At 50.2% G+C, this 16,841-nt stretch carries 12 protein-coding genes; 7 read left to right on the top strand and 5 right to left on the bottom strand.

The features are described 5' to 3' along the window. Positions 1-152: 152 nt before the first annotated feature. Together G462_RS0112680 and G462_RS0112675 are read left to right on the top strand one after the other, a co-directional pair. Positions 153-1,112, top strand: coding sequence for a helix-turn-helix domain-containing protein (locus G462_RS0112680; protein WP_035477654.1), 960 nt, complete (start codon positions 153-155; stop codon positions 1,110-1,112). A gap of 395 nt (positions 1,113-1,507) precedes the next feature. Beyond that, positions 1,508-3,409, top strand: a complete 1,902-nt coding sequence (locus G462_RS0112675) for a methyl-accepting chemotaxis protein (protein ID WP_026959317.1) — start codon at positions 1,508-1,510, stop codon at positions 3,407-3,409. A 295-nt stretch (positions 3,410-3,704) separates the two neighbouring features. Here the strand turns inward: G462_RS0112675 and G462_RS22745 are convergent, their stop codons facing one another. From G462_RS22745 to G462_RS0112660, 3 genes are read right to left on the bottom strand one after another with little or no spacing between them, the layout of a single operon-like run. Next, complete coding sequence (locus tag G462_RS22745) at positions 3,705-4,826, bottom strand: HNH endonuclease signature motif containing protein (protein ID WP_051326729.1); 1,122 nt, start codon at positions 4,824-4,826, stop codon at positions 3,705-3,707. After that, positions 4,823-5,530: an OmpA/MotB family protein gene (locus tag G462_RS0112665; RefSeq protein WP_026959316.1), complete on the bottom strand. Its 708-nt coding sequence runs from the start codon at positions 5,528-5,530 to the stop codon at positions 4,823-4,825. The genes G462_RS22745 and G462_RS0112665 overlap by 4 nt, the downstream gene beginning before the upstream one ends. A gap of 10 nt (positions 5,531-5,540) precedes the next feature. Beyond that, a complete protein-coding gene (locus G462_RS0112660; RefSeq protein WP_157378618.1) occupies positions 5,541-7,157 on the bottom strand; it encodes a hypothetical protein in 1,617 nt (538 codons plus the stop codon). A 384-nt stretch (positions 7,158-7,541) separates the two neighbouring features. On the opposite strand from G462_RS0112660, the gene G462_RS0112655 reads away from it, so the two are divergent. Genes G462_RS0112655 through G462_RS22735 form a run of 3 tightly spaced genes read left to right on the top strand, consistent with a single transcriptional unit; the run spans position 7,542 to position 11,255 of the window. After that, positions 7,542-9,113, top strand: coding sequence for a class I SAM-dependent DNA methyltransferase (locus tag G462_RS0112655; protein WP_026959314.1), 1,572 nt, complete (start codon positions 7,542-7,544; stop codon positions 9,111-9,113). Beyond that, positions 9,103-10,575, top strand: coding sequence for a restriction endonuclease subunit S (locus G462_RS24785; RefSeq protein ID WP_157378617.1), 1,473 nt, complete (start codon positions 9,103-9,105; stop codon positions 10,573-10,575). Before G462_RS0112655 ends, G462_RS24785 begins: the two co-directional genes overlap by 11 nt. Next, complete coding sequence (locus G462_RS22735; RefSeq protein WP_051326726.1) at positions 10,572-11,255, top strand: DUF6933 domain-containing protein; 684 nt, start codon at positions 10,572-10,574, stop codon at positions 11,253-11,255. Before G462_RS24785 ends, G462_RS22735 begins: the two co-directional genes overlap by 4 nt. Before the next feature lie 23 nt (positions 11,256-11,278). On the opposite strand, the gene G462_RS0112640 is transcribed toward G462_RS22735, so the two are convergent. Next, on the bottom strand, positions 11,279-11,569 hold the full coding sequence (locus G462_RS0112640) for a hypothetical protein (RefSeq protein WP_026959313.1): 291 nt from the start codon (positions 11,567-11,569) through the stop codon (positions 11,279-11,281). 143 nt (positions 11,570-11,712) lie between these two features. Beyond that, on the bottom strand, positions 11,713-12,066 hold the full coding sequence (locus G462_RS22730) for a DUF4870 family protein (RefSeq protein WP_051326725.1): 354 nt from the start codon (positions 12,064-12,066) through the stop codon (positions 11,713-11,715). Between the two features lie 292 nt (positions 12,067-12,358). Between G462_RS22730 and G462_RS0112630 the strand changes: the two genes are divergently transcribed. Together G462_RS0112630 and G462_RS0112625 are read left to right on the top strand one after the other, a co-directional pair. Further along, positions 12,359-13,303 carry a COG2958 family protein gene (locus G462_RS0112630; protein WP_026959312.1) on the top strand — a complete coding sequence of 315 codons (945 nt, stop codon included), beginning with the start codon at positions 12,359-12,361 and terminating at the stop codon, positions 13,301-13,303. 240 nt (positions 13,304-13,543) lie between these two features. Continuing rightward, positions 13,544-16,762, top strand: a complete 3,219-nt coding sequence (locus G462_RS0112625) for a type I restriction endonuclease subunit R (protein ID WP_026959311.1) — start codon at positions 13,544-13,546, stop codon at positions 16,760-16,762. The last annotated feature ends 79 nt before the right edge of the window (positions 16,763-16,841 follow it).

Genomic DNA, 16,841 nt, shown 5'->3' with positions numbered 1-16,841 from the left:
TCAACTTGTTTATCTAGGGCGATAAAACTGAGCCTGCGAGTTTTGTACCGAAGGCTTATCGAAAAACGGCAATGCTAAAAATTAATAAATAACAATGACTTAAGGTTGGCTTGCCCCAAACTGGCCCAAGGGCCATGCAAGTGAAGTGATATATGGAAATACCAGCGCTTATCGATGACGCATCATCGCTGTGCACAATTCACTCAGATGATGCAAACCACCAAGCTGACAACCTGATCAACTGGCAACAGGAATACGACCAACTCAGCCCCGGGCGTTTTTTTGGGGTGATCAACGAGATTAACTTCCCCCATATCCACCTGTTTCGCGAAGACAGCAACCGCGAGCTGCACCAACACTGTCGGGTAGAAGAGGGCGGCCTGTGGCTCGGCTTTAGCGCCGACAATAAAAGCTGCCGCATCAACAACCAGCAAACCCGCAGCGACCAGTTCCTATGTCGCCCCGGTAGCCGCGATTTCGAACTGCTTACTCCTGACGACTTCTCTATCTTCGGCTTAGTGCTACATAAAAGCTTTTTTACCCAACTCGAGGCGCTGGGTGAAGAACCACCGATTTACCCGGCCACCGATGGCCTGTGGCTCGAGAACATCCCCCCGGGCAAACTGCACAGCTTTCGGCAATACCTAACGCTGCTGCTACAACCCGAAGGCCACCGCTGGAGCGCTGCCACCCAAGCGCTGATCTTGCACGACGCAGTGGTAGACCTGCTCAGCCAAGCCCACTACACAACCGCCACGCAAGTGTGCTCGCAGCAGCGCCAACGCATTATGCAGCGCGTGAACGACTACCTGACCCACACAAGGCTAAAGTCCCCCATCACCATCACCGAACTCTGCCGCGCGGTAAACGTAAGCCGCCGCACTCTGCAATACACCTTCGCCCAATGCTGCGGCATGTCGCCCAAGCGCTATATCCAAATCTCACGGCTAAACCAAGTACGCCGCGCACTACTATCGGCCGACAGCAGCCTAACCATTGGTGAAGTAGCTCTTGAATACGGCTTCTTCCATATGGGGCAGTTTGGCCATGACTACAAGAGCTTGTTTGCGGAGACGCCGCAGGAGACGCGGTTGCGCGGAAGCGTGCGGTAGCTTTTGCTGCACCTGTTGTTTGCATTCAGGTTGGCGTTGGATAAATAGCTCACTTGGCTAAGTGTGATGGCAGTTACCCAGCGACCTTATTTATCATTCCCGAAATCGGTAACTAATTATGGAAGACAAATCCCATACTACGGGATTCGAATTTGTGACGAGGTTTTATCGGTTTAAATCACATTAACGCGCGCCAAAGCCCTTTACTTTATAGCCTGCAGCATGGATGGCTATTGCGAGGGATAAGCAAGTTAATGAGTATTGCTAGTATAAAAATTAGAACAAGGATTTTGATTCTAACCTTTCTTCCTACCTTCTTGGTGTTTGCTTTTATCGCGGTGAGTTGCATATCGTTGATGGAGAAACAACAGCAAACCAGAAACCTGCATTCCGTAATGGAACTCGCTCAAAAAACCGGCGACTTACTTAAGCTACTGCAAGATGAGCGCGACTATACCATCGCCTTTATCGCTTACGCCGACCAAAAGCTTGAGGATGGCTCCTCCTATCAACAGCGGCTGCACCGGCTTAGAGCCGATGTTGATAGCGCAGTGGTTGAATTCAATACCTATTTAGCCAACCAAGAGAGCCAGTCAGACGCGTTGCAAGGGTATTATGTTGATGCGGGGCGCTTTTCATCGGCACTCTCTTTCTTGAAGGCATCGCGCAAGCTTATTGACGAGGGCAAGCTAAAAGATGAAAACGGCAACTGGATTGCCAATAACTACGCCGACGCAAGTCTGCTAGCCATCGAAGCGATTAATAGCTTGGTGAAGGCTTCATCATTTAGCCCTGAGCTGTCTATGTTGGCAACTAGCTATGCCACGCTGATGCAGATTGATAATGTTTACTCGTTCGAGCGTTCGATGAAGCTGCGAATGCTGCGCTTTGGCAAAGTCGACTATACCTCCCACGGCAACAACAAGGCTGATTGGCGCGCACTGCAAGACTTGTTACTGCGTTTTAACACCCATGCTCCGAGTGATGTGGTGCAGTATTTTGAGCAGCAGCATCTGAACAGCGAGTTAAATCAATCGATTCACAATTTGCGCTTTAAGTTATTGAATATGGGCGGAGAGAGCATCGATATGTCGCCCCATACTTGGTTTTCAGAGGCAAGCAGTAACATTGAAAGCTTGCGGGCCGTCTCCAGCTTTGTATCGCAGCGGCTAATCGACCTATCTGAACAAGAGAAACAGCGAGCCAATCAGGCGCTGTTTGCCAGCGTTACTCTCGGTGCGGCGGTACTGTTTTTAGTGATAGCTGTTTCACTGTTAATTACTCGTTCAATCACCAAGCAGCTGTCCTACATTATTGGCGAGTTCTCCGATGTGGCGACAAACAAGCGGGTAGATAAAGAGATTTCCATCAAAGGGCCACAAGAGCTGATGGAAGTGACCTCTGCCTTCAATAAGATTCAATGCAGTTTCAACGACACCCTCGTCAGTTTTGATGGGGCGATACAGTCCAGCAGTCAATGGATAGACTCCGTTGCGGAATCCATGAAGGCAAACCTAGACAGCGTAAATAGACAACATTCATCAACCAACTACCTAACAACCTCCATCGATGAGATGGCGAGTGTTAGCACCGAAGTGGCCTCTATTACCAATGAAGCCGCCAACTCGATTCAACTCGTTTACGGCAAGTCTCTCGACAGCGAGCAAGCTATGGCATCGAGCCGCGATATGATGAATCAGCTGGTTGAAACCATAGGCAAAACCGAGCTACAAGTCGGCCAGCTCGACAACGATACCGAGCAAATCGCCGACATTCTCAAGGTAATCAGTGGCATTGCCGAGCAAACCAATTTGCTAGCACTCAACGCGGCTATTGAATCCGCCCGAGCCGGAGTTCATGGCCGCAGCTTCTCCGTGGTTGCCGATGAAGTCCGTAACTTGGCAGGCTTGACCCGCGATGCCACTGAACAGATAGAACAACAGATCTCCAGCCTACAAACGACCGCCAAGAACGCCGTTAAACACCTCTCCGATTTGCAGCAGCACGGCGCAAGCGTTGCCGACGTGATGATGGGCAGCGTCGAAACCTTCGCGTTTTTCAGAGCCGAGATGGACAGCGTAGCGGTTATGTCACAGCAAATCGCTGCCGCGGTAGAAGAGCAATCAAACACCACCATCGAGATTAGAAAGCAAGTACACCGCATCAAAGACGAAGCCGAGCAAATGAGCGAAACAACGCAAAACACAGTACTCGCCAGCCAAAGCTTGAAGGCGTCGAGCGAACGACTAAATGGGTTTATTGGGGAGTTTAAATTGGCTGATCGAAGGGTTGGGTAAGGTGTGTGAGTTGAGGGTTTCAATAACCCATATTAGCAATATCGTTTGGCAGAGCCTGTTAGTGGAAACCGTGCGAAGTACGTTGTGAATGGAATAAAAAAGGCGATAACTCATAGAGTTATCGCCTTTCCAAACGTTTGGTGGGCTGGCGGGAGTTGAAAAAACTACTCAAGTAACTGATTTTATTGCCAATCTGTCGAGCGTAAAAAGTTGCTTACTGCCATTCTTACTGCAAATAATCTTTGCTAGCCTGTGGTCCACCTAGCGTTGAATGATCCCTTTTCTTCAAATGACTTCACCGACCTTTAAGTGGCCTACTGAAATACTTCATTGCACCTGATATATCGACTATTTGCCACCTATCGATATATTGAGGATTGCTCAACACAACCCCAAACTTGCGATGGGGCCAGGCAAGTTCTAGTACGACTGGAGCCTTCTCACCTAAGGTGTTAACTGAGTATGCAACTTCAGGGGCGGAGTAGCCTTTTCTCTCTGCATAGTCCAATACTCCATGTAGCGCAGGGTCGGCTTTGCGTTTGACTGTTGGCCAATCACAATTGCTGTAAACACCTTGCTCGTTTCGAAGTTGATTTATGCGCTGGGTATCTGAGTGCTTAATGCACATATGCCCATGAAATGGCTCTTTACGGTGACAGTCAGCGCATAAGGCTACAAGGTTGATATCGGCATTGTCAGCTTTATCCCCGTTGATATGATGCGTATGCAATAGGTGCTTGTCTGTTGTTAGATCTACTTTACAGTGTTGGCATATGTAACCTGCGTCGGAGCGTATTCTGTCCGATATCTTTTTAAAGTCTTCGGTATAGCCCTTATTCGTATCGTTTACATGCTGGCGCGGCAGGCGTGAAAAAAGCGAACTGTATGTCGAAAAGAATTCTTCAATATTGAAGTTATTTACAGTTGAAGTCACCTCCGCTCTAGATGCGTTATTCACTCCATGGTAATTGAGTTTCTTTAGGCAGTTGCGGCAAACCCTCAAGGGAATATCTGCTTCTTTGAATCCGTCGAACTTACTATTGCCGTAAACGGGGAACTGCCCAGAAAGGTTGTTGGTTATTTTGTATCTTTCAAAGCGATTCATTCGCCGCATATCATCCAGTGTCCGACAATCCGCGATATGAAATTTTCGGCCTTGAGATGGATCATCAATCGCTTTATCGATAGAGAAGCCTTGGTCTGGTATGAACAAGATAACCTGGCGTCCACGAGCGCTAAGTAACCCATGCTCTGATTCAAGCTCATCCAAGCTGATCTCAATACCAGAGCTACTCAGCTGAGCATCAAATTCAAGGTCACTGTCGTCCCAGACTTCACCCACATCAAACGATATGGCATCAGCCCCCATTTTCTCTACGCAAGCCCAAAGCTGGCTTAGATTGACATCTAGCTTCATTGAGCACTTTCCAGTATCTGTTTAATTTGAATATCAGCGTTGGTAATTACGCGAAAGCTCACCCGTCGGGATTTTCCTTTGTCTTCTCTACCGTCCGGGTGGGTGATAATTTGCGATGATGACAAGCCAACCGCCGCAAAGTGCTTCTTGATCCAAGCTCTATTTTGCGCGCTGCTATCTAACCGGTAGACATAATCTAGAACCGTACGGGTGCGCCTTTGTGACAGCTCCATATTTTTGAAATATGCTTCGTCGGGTGGGGTGTCTCGGTCCCATTCACTACTGGTATGACCTTCAATTCGAACCTCATTGATCGACTCCGCAAAGGGAGATAGCACCTCCATGTACCGAGGGAAAAAATCTTGGAGTAGCGCTTTGTACTCAGTATTGATATTGGCTTTCCCCTCTTGGAAGAGCACCTCGGGCGACTTGAACGTAAATGTCAGAGTTTCTTCATCAATATCGGCGTTCCAGCGAGTAAGGTCTTTCGTGAACTCGGCCTGCAAGGCATCGTAGATAGCGACTTGTTTTTCTTGATAAGCGACTGCGATATTTTTGATTTGGTCACGCTCGATGAACGCGCTCCTCATTAGGGCAATAGCGATAAAAAGAAACACCATCATCAGTCCTGCCATAAGGTCAGACACCGACAACCAGTGGGATTCTTCCTGCTCACTTTGTTTTTGGGTGAAAATTGCACTCATTGCTTAAGCCCTACACCTGTTGTCTTACAACATCAGACATACGGTTTACTAGGCGGCTGTAATCCTCAGTGAACTTGCCGCTTATCGAAGCCAATGCACTGCCCATCGACTGCATGACTTTCTGAATCTCCTCGCCCATAGTCTGATCAATCATGGTGACTTGTTTCTGTACCGACTCACCGGTTTGAGACAAGGCTTCTTCGATACTGCGCTCTAGGCCCGCAAACACGCGATCAGCCTGCTTGCGATGTTCACTGGCTTGCTCTTCGATGGTAGAAGCCAATGAGCGCTTCATATCGTCTACGCTGCGCGTGAAGGCCGCTTTGACTTCACTTGTTTCAGATATAAGGGCGGAACTGGCTTCTCTATAGTTGTCATTAAGCGACTTGCTACCTTGCTGCAGCTCAGTGACAAGGTCACGCATATGGGCGTTGATGTCCTCAAGTGCGTCAGAGAACTGTTTCTTGATTTCCTCACTGGAGTTCGCGGTTGCCTGAGCAGACTCAGTTAGCGCTGCTCTTGTTTGGTCGACTGTTGAACGGTAGTTGTCGGCACTTTCGGTAATAACGGTCTTGATATGATCGCTGCTTTCCACGATACCTGAAGCTAACAGGTCGTTAGCTTGCTTAGCGCCAGCTATGGCCAGCTCAATTTGGTCTTTGATTTCCGGCACCGCTTCAACAGCTTTATCACGTACCGCTTGGAAGGCATCTAAATGCCGGTCAAGCTCAGTAATCTGGTGTTGGTTCACTTCCATTACCGCTTTCAGATTACTCATCGCCTCAGGTATTACCTTAGCTTCATTGCTTATGCTTGCGACTGACTCACCTGTCTGAGTGATTGCCTGCACGCCATGGTCATACTGGTGCTTCATCTCTTGAAGCTGGTCTTTGTAGTTGGCTTGCCAAGTTACGAGTTCGTGCACGGCCTCATTCAGTGCTTTGAAGTTGTCACCAAATTGTTCAATTAAGTTGTTGTTAAAGTCTTGAATCACCTGCTTCAAGGCTTCAATGACCTGTTCGGTGGCGGATTTCGAGAGCATATCGGCGAAGTCTTGCAGCTTAATCCAAAGTCGTTCTTCAAACTCCTTGAACTCACTTCTCTGGGTTTGCGCGACTTGTAACAGAAGCTCAATATGCGAAGCCATTTCGGCAGTAAGCTTGTTGTTAGTTTTGTGGCTTTCGTTGGTATCTGCGCGCAACAATTTGAACTGCCCAAGCAGGCTACCCTCATCGTTATCACTAATCGATGCCTTTAGTTCTTCGATGCCGGTTACTTGCTGCTTCATAACGGCATACAAGTCCTTAATATCAATATCTTCATCGTTAACTTGATTACTGTCTGTCGCACTCAATACGCCCGTTGCAAGAATGGACTTATAAAGAATTGAGAACAACATACCAGCAAGGCTAGTTGTGAAGGCTGTTTTCAACCCGCCAAGCAGTGGCCCGATGCTTTCGTCAATCAAGTTGGTATCGAAGTCTAATAACCCGGTGATGATCCCGGTAAATGTACCCAGAATACCTAACGAGGTTAGTAAGGTCGGAGTGTAAGCCGTAAAAGCTGCGTGTTTGTCCTGCTTTTTCCAATACAGCGACACCACAAAGCAAGCAATAATAATGTACAAAAATAGCTCGGTGATATGGCTGGCATTGGCATTTTTAAGCGTTGATTCGACTAACGATGAGATCATTGCGTATCCGTATTGTTCTAGAGGTGGTTAGTAATTAGTAATGTGACGCCGAGGTTTAGTTTTCTTTCGACAGTAATCTTACAGATTATTGATTTAACTGTTAACGTTCATGGTTGAATAGCTTGAACTACAACGCGAACATTGGCGAAAGGCGGTTGCCATGGGCAATGCGCCAAGTTTGATCTCTTGCCATAGAGCGATACCTCTCCCCCCTGTTACAATGCCCAAAACCAGATTAAATCAATAACATAGCTGGGTGTTTTTTGTACGGGTTGGCAAGATCAGGCCAGCTGCGAAAGCGCCCTGGAGGCAATGTCGATGGCCAAAGCAGCCAAAACAGTTAAAGCCAGCAAGGGCTTTGAAGAAACCCTATGGGAAAGTGCCAACAAGCTGCGCGGTAGCGTGGAGTCGGCCGAGTACAAGCATGTGGTGCTCAGCCTGATTTTCTTGAAGTTTATTTCCGATAAGTTCGAGCAGCGCAAGCTGGCGGTTATCGAGCAGTACGGCGGTGATTTTGTCGATATGGTCGACTTCTACACCATGGAGAACGTGTTCTACCTGCCAGAAGAAGCTCGTTGGAGCCATGTGCTGAAACATGCCAAGCAAGACGGACTAGCGCTGATTATCGACACCGCTATGAGCACGGTAGAGAAGAACAACGCCTCCTTGGTGGGCGCACTGCCCGATAACTACTTCTCGCGCCTCGACCTCGACGCCAGCAAGCTGGCATCGCTTATCGACACCATCAACAACATCGACACCATCGCCAACGAATGCCATATGTCGGAAGAAGACGTGGTAGGGCGGGTGTATGAGTACTTCTTGGGTAAGTTTGCCGCTAGTGAAGGTCAGCGCGGCGGCGAGTTCTACACGCCCAAGTGTGTGGTATCGCTGATTGCCGAAATGCTAGAGCCCTACAAGGGCAAAATCTACGACCCTTGCTGTGGCTCGGGCGGTATGTTTGTGCAATCGCTTCAGTTTATCGAGGCCCACCAAGGCAGCCAGAAAGACGTATCCATCTACGGGCAGGAATACGCTAACACCACCCGCAAACTAGCCAAGATGAACCTGGCCATTCGCGGTATGGCGGGCAACCTTGGCGATGTAGCTGGCGATACCTTCTTTAAAGACCAACACCCCGATCTTAAAGCCGACTTTATTATGGCTAACCCGCCGTTTAACCAAAGCAAATGGCGGCAAGACAGCGAGCTGACCGACGACCCGCGCTGGGCAGCCTACAGCGTACCGCCGGTGGGTAACGCCAACTACGGCTGGATTATGCATATGGTATCCAAGCTGAGTGAGCAGGGCACCGCAGGCTTTGTACTGGCCAATGGCTCGATGAGTTCAAATACCAACTCCGAGGGCACCATACGCCAGCAGATCATCGAAGACGACCTAGTGGAATGTATGATTGCCCTGCCGGGCCAGCTGTTCTACACCACTCAAATCCCGGTCTGTCTGTGGTTCCTCACCAAAGACAAGGGCGAGAACACTGATAAGGGCTACCGCAAGCGTAATGGTGAAACCCTGTTTATCGACGCCCGCAATATGGGCAGTATGATCTCGCGTAAACAAAAAGAACTGACCCTTGATGATATCGCTGAGATCGCCCGCACTTACCACGCTTGGCGGGGTGAAGCGAAGGACGGGGTTTATGAGGATGTTGCGGGTTACAGCAAATCCGCCAGCTTCGATGAGATCAAAGCTAACGACTTTGTTCTCACCCCTGGCCGTTATGTGGGGGCGGCTGAGTTGGAAGACGATGGGATTCCGTTTGAGGTTAAGATGGCGGAGCTGACTAGCAAGCTGGGTGAGCAGTTTGCTGAATCGGCTAAGCTGGAGGGGCAGATCAAGGTCAATTTGAAGGGGCTGGGTTATGAGTTTTGAGACTCCTTTGGGGTTGCCTAGCCTGCCTCTCGGTTGGTCTTGGGAGCGCTTAGAGCATCTATGTGAGCGGGTTTCAGTAGGCCACGTTGGGGAAACAAGTTCTCACTTCACGGATGAAAATGGCATTCCTTTTTTGAGGTCACAGAATGTGCGCCCTGGACGGATCGAGTTTGGCGATGTTAAATACATCACTAAGGCGTTCCATGATAAATCTACGAAGAGTCAGCTCAAGCCGGGAGATATTGCTATTGTCCGTGTTGGGCAAAATAGGGGTGACTGCGCTGTTATTCCTGAGGGGGGCGGTGAAGTAAACTGTGCAAATATTGTTTTCGCTAGATTGAACGATAATAGATATTCTCAGTTTGTTGGGGCTTTTTTTAATACAGAGCTAGGGCGAAGTGCTTTGATGTCTGTAAGCACAGGGAGTGCTCAAGGAGTCTTGAACACTAAGTCTATTGCCAAGGTGCTCGTCCCTGTGCCTCCCGCTGATGTTGCTTTTATGATTGGTAACATGAGAAAGGTGATGGATAGCAAAATCACCCTCAACACCCAAACCAACCAAACCCTAGAGCAAATGGCGCAGGCGCTATTTAAAAGCTGGTTTGTCGACTTTGACCCGGTAATTGATAACGCCTTAGCAGCAAACGGTGGCGACCTAAACGCCATCCCCGAGCCACTACGCGCGCGTGCCAGCGCCCGTCAGGCCCTGTTTGCCACCAGCACCACCGATAACAATAGCACAGAGAGCAGGGCGGCAACCGCGAGCCCAGCAACGCATAGCTTAGCAACGAAAAACAGCGCGCCAAGCGCCGCCCCCGCATCCTTGCCAGCACTAAGCCCTGCTCTTAGCTCCGAGCTGTGCGCCCTATTCCCCGCCAGCTTTGAACAGCACGACGAGCTGGGTTGGATACCAGAGGGTTGGGCGGCCTCTAGGTTAGATAGTGTGCTTGAACTTGCATATGGTAAGGCACTAAAAAAAACAGATCGCATTGAAGGTCAAGTCCCTGTTTATGGCTCTGGTGGAGTAGGTGGTTTTCACAATCAACGGCTGGTTGAGGGGCCTGGTGTAATTGTTGGTCGTAAAGGTACGGTCGGCTCTTTGTTTTGGGAAGATCGTGATTTCTTTCCGATTGATACCGTGTTTTATGTGAAGCCTTTTGAAGGCATTCCTCTGGGTTACTGCTTCGAGTTGCTAAAAACATTTGGTTTGGAGCATATGAACACTGACGCGGCAGTGCCCGGTTTGAACCGAAACAACGCCTATCGATTGCTATTCCCTAAGCCAAGCGGTGACGTTATGGATGCTTTTGCTCGCACTATTAATGTAATAAAAGCGCTGCAGAATGCTAAGAGTGACGAGTCTAGTAGTTTGATGCAGCTCCGCGACACCCTCCTACCCAAGCTCCTATCCGGCGAACTCACCCTATCCGAGGCTGCCGCCGGCACCGAGACACAGCCGTGATCTCGGTGCATGTCACCAAAAAGCTGTTGGCCAAGCTGCCTGCGGGCTGTGCGCACTCAGCTAAGCAAAAGCCAGCCAAACCACAGCCGCTTGAGCGGGTTGCCCCAGGCCTGCCAAGCGACGCTGCGCAGAGCGCCCCAACGCGGCCTGAACAGGATGAGCGCTTAGGTGAGGGGCAAGGACTCTCGCTGGTAGCGGCTAATGCCCCTGAGGCGGCCCCTTCTGCGGGCTACAACCCACTGGATAACTGGCATGCCAACCTGCTCACCATCCAGCGGCGCAACTGTGTTTTGCTGGTGCACGACGCCACCCGCTTTCCGTTGTTTATCCCGGCGCTCACCAAGCCCGACTTCGCCAAGCTGGAGTGGCATTTTCAAGACTGCCTGATCAACACCCTGCTCAAAAGTGGCTTTAGCGCTGAGCAAATCAACCGCGCCACCGAGCTGCTTGCTCCGCTGCGCATCGACAGCGATTGCAACCGCTCGGTACAAGGCACCTTAAACCAGATGAAAGGCGATATTGAACACCTGATTTGGCATGACCAGGTCAACGTGGCCGACTGCGCTCATTACCGCCTCAGCGCCTGGCTGGCTAATCGCCCCTGCAAGGTACAAGGCCACAAAGATTACATTAAGCCGCAACAGGCCATGGCCGAGTTGTTGACCAAAGAGATAGGTTGAGCTGAACTTTTAAAGCTATGGCGTTAACTCTGGCAACTGAGCATACTCTTCGTTGCAACGATAGTTCCTTTACGGCAATACTTTTGAGCCAAAGCGTGGGCAGGTAGCTCGTTAATAGATAACTTGAATGCCATTGCATCGCTTTTGCAGTCGTCCATGTTGGTGCGATACTCGGCATCAATACCTTTCTCGGCAGCCTGCTTGGTGAAATGTTCAATTCGATGGCTTTCACTCTCTTCAACATAAACACAGATCTCGCTGGCTATTGCGGTGTTAGCTAGAGCGAGAGTCAAAGCGATACAGAGCTTTTTCATGGCTATTGCTTCCTAATAAAAAGTAAATGTTTGCTCTATAAATGAGCCCAAGGCCTTCTCAGTATGATTAGGCCCTTAGGCGAGGGCACAATTGGAGCTGTTCGGCTTGGTGCGCAGAGATGGTGGCGCACCACATCAGATAGTCAGTCGTTAAATGGTTTGCCATCTAATGCTCTGGTTATTCCTTTTACATAGCGATAGAGACACCAAAAAAACGTGCCTAAGAAGACCAAGTAGCCAACAGCTACAAACAAAAGAACAAAGCCGATAATCACTAGCATTAGGCTTGTCCAAAATGTCGTAATCACATTTTGAAAGTGGCTTTCATAGATCGTGCCTTCAGCATCACTTCGGCGAATGTAGGCCCACACCAACGCTACCAAACAGGTAATGATGGATACAAAGCCGACTAGGCATAACACATAGGCAATGATGGCATCTCGGCGATTAGCTGTAGTGGGGGTGGCTTGGAGTGTTACAGGGGCAGTGTCAGGCATCGTTGTAAGTCCTTTTATCAATACGCAAATGACATGTGTATTGTTAATTGAATAGTCATTAGCAGGCAATGGACGACACTTAACAGATTGAGTAAATCTGATTTATGTCAAATATTTACCGGTGATTCGTGGGGCGGGGGGATAGGTAAGTGCGTTGCCTTTTGATCTAGGTGCGCCACAAAAACAAGCTACAAGCCTATTCACTTTTCTATCATCGCGGTAGCATAGTGCTGTTACCCAAAATCGCCATATCAATCAGTACGATATAGTACTGGGTCGAGCAAGGATGTTTATGCGCAGTACCACCCGAGTTCAAATGATTATTGAAACGCTGCGGGCGCACCCCGAGCAGCGCTTTACCGCCCGTGAGTTAGCAAAACTGTTTATTGAGCGCTACCCGCAGGAGATCGCCGAAAAGCGCCTAAATCCGCGCTACGATACCGAAGAGAAGTTGATCGCGCAGCTGGCGGCTGAAATTGGCGGAGGACGAACCGCTTCAGCAAAAATCACATGTCGAAATATAGCGACTAAAGACAAACCTCGGCCACGTTTGTACTACTGGGAGCCCAACCCTGAACAGGCCAGTGATGCCGACCCAGCGGTTATGCAGCTAACTGAAGTGGCCAGTAATACAGCTGCGAGTAGCGAGGCCGCTGCATTAAGCGAGCATGAGCTTTACCCCCTGCTGATTGAATACCTCAGTGAAGATCAAGGCTTGCAGTGCCTGCGCATCGACGAGCGCAAATCCCGAAACAGCAAAGGTAAGGGCGGTAACCACTGGCTACACCCCGACATTGTCGCCATGCAGCCGCTAGACCAAGGCTGGAACAGCGCAGTGCGCACCAGCGCCCAATACAGCAACCAAAGCTCAGTTCGCCTATGGTCGTTCGAGGTTAAGAAGACGCTAAGCAAAAGCAATGTGCGTGAGTGCTTCTTCCAAGCGGTATCCAACTCCAGCTGGGCCAACTTTGGCTACTTGGTCGCCACCGATATCGGTAACGACGTAGAGGGCGAGCTACAGATGCTCTGCGGCCTGCACGGCATAGGCGTATTGCTACTCAACACCGACTCGCTGTTCGACAGTCAGATAATGATACCCGCGCAAGAAAAGCCCTCGGTAGACTGGCAATCGGTGAACCGTATTGTTCAAGAAAACAGTGACTTCCATGATTTTGTAGAGCAGGTAGGGCACTATCAGCAAACGGGAAGATTGATTGCCGTTGAATGGAACAAGTAAAGAAAGTGTCTCGAACAGAAAAGAAGCTAGAAAAAATAATGCGCAGAGAACCTCATTTGACCAGAGCTGAGGCCATCCGAGCATTGTCTGCTTACTCAACTAAGCCTAAGCATGCTGCGCAAAAAAACAAACCGTCTAAAAAACGGAAAGCCCAAGTGTATACCGTATCAGGTGGTGCTGTGTCTCCACGTTAAGTAGATAGTGCTTGGTTTAACTGATATTGATTGGAAGTGTAGTTTAGTGAAATTTACTGAAGCCCAACTTGAAGCCGCCATCATTCAACTGTTAGGCAAGCAAGGCTACCCCCACGTCGGCGGCAGTGCGATTGAGCGCCGCTCAGAGCAAGTGCTGATTCACGATGACCTGCGGGCTTATCTCGCCAAGCGCTATGGCGACAGTGGCATTACCGAGGCTGAGATTGAGCGTATTGTGCGCCAGCTGGAATCCTTGCCTGCCAGTGACCTGTACGACAGCAATAAGCAGTTTTGCCAATGGCTATCCGACGGCTTTGTGTTTAAACGCGATGACCCCAAGCATAAAGACCTATACATCCAACTGCTCGACTACGCTGGGGTTCAGCAGCTGGGTATGCCTGCACCTGAGCAAGATGCGCCGTTGGCCGCTGAGCGGTCGGCGGGCTTTGATACCAACATCTACAAGCTGGTGAATCAGCTTGAGATTGAGGGCAAGGAGACTAAGCGCATCCCCGATGGCATTTTGTATATCAATGGTCTGCCGCTGGTGGTGTTCGAGTTTAAGAGCGCGATTGAAGAGAACGCCACTATTCACAAGGCTTATGAGCAGCTTAACGTTCGCTATCAGCGCGATATTCCTCAGTTGTTTGTGTTTAACGCCTTTTGCGTGATTAGCGATGGGGTGAACAACAAGATGGGCAGTTTGTTTGCCCCTTATGAGTTTTATTACGCCTGGCGCAAGGTGACCGGCGATGAGTCGGTGGAAAAAGACGGCATCGATAGCCTGTTTACCATGCTTAGCGGCCTGTTCGATAAAACGCGACTGCGCTTGGTGATGCGCGATTTTATCTTCTTCCCCGATACCTCCAAGCGCGAGGATAAGATTGTGTGCCGTTACCCGCAGTTCTATGCGGTGAATAAGCTCTACCACAGCATTAAGGCGGCACTGCGCCCTGAAGGTGATGGTAAGGGCGGCACCTACTTTGGGGCCACCGGCTGCGGCAAGAGCTTTACCATGCAGTTTTTGGCGCGGCGGCTGATGAAAAGTCTGGCCTTTGAAAGCCCGACCATCATTTTGATTACCGACCGTACCGACTTAGACGACCAGCTTTCTAAACAGCTGACCAACGCCAAGCAGTATGTGGGTGACCAAACTATTCAAACGGTGCAAAGCCGAGATGACCTGCGTGCCCAGCTTAAAGGGCGGCAAAGTGGTGGAGTGTTCCTGACCACTATTCACAAGTTTACCGAAGACACCGAGCTGCTGACCGAGCGCAGCAACGTGATCTGTATTTCTGATGAAGCGCACCGCAGCCAAGTTAACCTTGACCAAAAGGTGGTGGTTACCGAGAAGGGCGTGCGCAAGACCTACGGCTTTGCCCATTACCTGCATCGCTCGCTGCCGAACGCAACGTTTGTTGGCTTTACTGGCACGCCGATTGACGCCACCTTGGATGTATTCGGCCAAGTCGTCGACAGCTACACCATGAGCGAGTCGGTGAACGATGAGATCACTGTGCGTATCGTTTACGAAGGGCGCGCTGCTAAGGTGTTGCTCGATGACGCCAAGCTGCAAGAGATTGAAAAGTACTACCAAGACTGCGCCGAGGCGGGGGCCAACGAGCACCAGATCGAGCAGAGCAAAAAGACCATGGCCTCGATGAATTCGATTCTGGGCGATCCAGACCGCATTCGTATTCTGGCTAAGGATTTTGTTCAGCACTACGAACAGCGCCTGACTGAGGGTTCCACCGTTAAGGGCAAGGCGATGTTTGTGTCTAGCTCGCGTGAGATTGCGTGGCAGCTGTATCAGGAGTTGCGTGAGCTGCGCCCCGACTGGTTTGTGGTCAAAGAATGTGAAGACGGCGCAGTGCTCGATGAGAGCGACACCAAGGAAGATGGCGTGAAGCCGATGGAGCGGGTCAAGATGGTGATGACCCGTGGCAAGGATGACGACAAGGCGCTGTACGAGTTGCTTGGCACCAAGGAGTACCGCAAAGAGCTAGACCGGCAGTTTAAGAACGACAAGTCGAACTTTAAGATCGCCATCGTGGTGGACATGTGGCTGACCGGCTTCGACGTGCCCTTCCTCGATACCATCTACATCGATAAGCCGGTGCAGCGGCACAACCTGATCCAGACCATATCGCGGGTAAACCGTAAGTTTGAGGGTAAGGATAAGGGGCTGGTGGTCGACTATATCGGCATTAAGCGGCAGATGAATCAGGCTTTGGCGCAGTTCTCCAAGGCCGATGAGTCGAACTTTGAAGACATTCAGGCCTCGATTGTGGTGGTGAAAGACCACCTCAATCTGCTTAGCCAGTTAATGCATAAGTTTGATGCCCACGACTACTTCAGTGGTGACCCGGTCGCTCAGCTTAACTGCCTGAATCAGGCGGCTGAGTTTGTGTTGTCGGTCGGTAAGCTGGAAAAGCGCTACATGGCCTTGGTGAAGCGCCTGAAAGCCGCCTACGACGTGTGCTGTGGTAGTGAGCAGCTGTCGCAAGGTGAGCGTGACTGGGTGCACTTCTACCTGGCGGTGCGCGCCATTGTGCTCAAGCTAACCAAAGGCGAAGCGCCAGATGCCGCGCAAATGAACGCCAAGGTGCGCGATATGATTGCCGAGGCAATTCGCGCCGATGGGGTGGAGGAGATCTTCAGCCTGGGTGAGGATGGCGCAGACACCATCGATATCTTCGATGAGGACTACCTGGCCCGCTTGGATAAGATCAAACTGCCCAATACCAAGATTGAGCTGCTGAAGAAGATGCTGGCCAAGGCGCTGGGTGAGTTTAAGAAAACCAACCAGCTGAAGGCGATTGAGTTTGCCAAGAAATTCCGCTCCTTGGTGGATTTGTACAACGAACGCAAGGAAGACGATGCCTTCACCGTAGAGGTGCATCAGGAGGCCGTGGATAGCCTGCTAGCGCTGATGGCCGACATTAAGGGGGAGATAGGCTCATTCGTCGACCTTGGCATCACCGTTGAGGAGAAGGCGTTCTACGACATTCTCAAGCACGTTGCTACCAAGTACCAGTTCGCCTACGAAGAAGATCGCCTGTTAGAGCTGGCAGCCAAGGTGAAGGCGGTAGTGGATGATAAGGCCAAGTACCCCGATTGGAACAACCGCGACGATATCAAATCGGCTCTCAAGGTTGAGCTGATTATGTTGTTATCGAAAAATGGCTATCCGCCGGTGACTTATAACGAGGTCTACCAAGACGTGTTTGAGCAGGCGGAGAATTTTAAGGCGCATCGGGCTTAGGCTTATGGCCGGTGGTGCTAATTCAGTTGCAGGTTGCGCCGACCTCATTCGCAACAAGAGTAAGGTGTTATAGGTAGTA

The sequence above is a fragment of the Aliagarivorans taiwanensis DSM 22990 genome (genome assembly GCF_000429505.1).
GTDB classification, from domain to species: domain Bacteria; phylum Pseudomonadota; class Gammaproteobacteria; order Enterobacterales; family Celerinatantimonadaceae; genus Aliagarivorans; species Aliagarivorans taiwanensis.
This window is presented reverse-complemented; position numbering and strand designations above follow the sequence as displayed.

Coding starts and splice junctions, on each gene's coding strand:
- G462_RS0112675 (WP_026959317.1), top strand. CDS start 1,508: ATGGAACTCGCTCAAAAAACCGGCGACTTACTTAAGCTACTGCAAGAT.
- G462_RS0112680 (WP_035477654.1), top strand. CDS start 153: ATGGAAATACCAGCGCTTATCGATGACGCATCATCGCTGTGCACAATT.
- G462_RS22745 (WP_051326729.1), bottom strand. CDS start 4,826: ATGAAGCTAGATGTCAATCTAAGCCAGCTTTGGGCTTGCGTAGAGAAA.
- G462_RS0112655 (WP_026959314.1), top strand. CDS start 7,542: ATGGCCAAAGCAGCCAAAACAGTTAAAGCCAGCAAGGGCTTTGAAGAA.
- G462_RS0112640 (WP_026959313.1), bottom strand. CDS start 11,569: ATGAAAAAGCTCTGTATCGCTTTGACTCTCGCTCTAGCTAACACCGCA.
- G462_RS0112665 (WP_026959316.1), bottom strand. CDS start 5,530: ATGAGTGCAATTTTCACCCAAAAACAAAGTGAGCAGGAAGAATCCCAC.
- G462_RS0112630 (WP_026959312.1), top strand. CDS start 12,359: ATGCGCAGTACCACCCGAGTTCAAATGATTATTGAAACGCTGCGGGCG.
- G462_RS22730 (WP_051326725.1), bottom strand. CDS start 12,066: ATGCCTGACACTGCCCCTGTAACACTCCAAGCCACCCCCACTACAGCT.
- G462_RS24785 (WP_157378617.1), top strand. CDS start 9,103: ATGAGTTTTGAGACTCCTTTGGGGTTGCCTAGCCTGCCTCTCGGTTGG.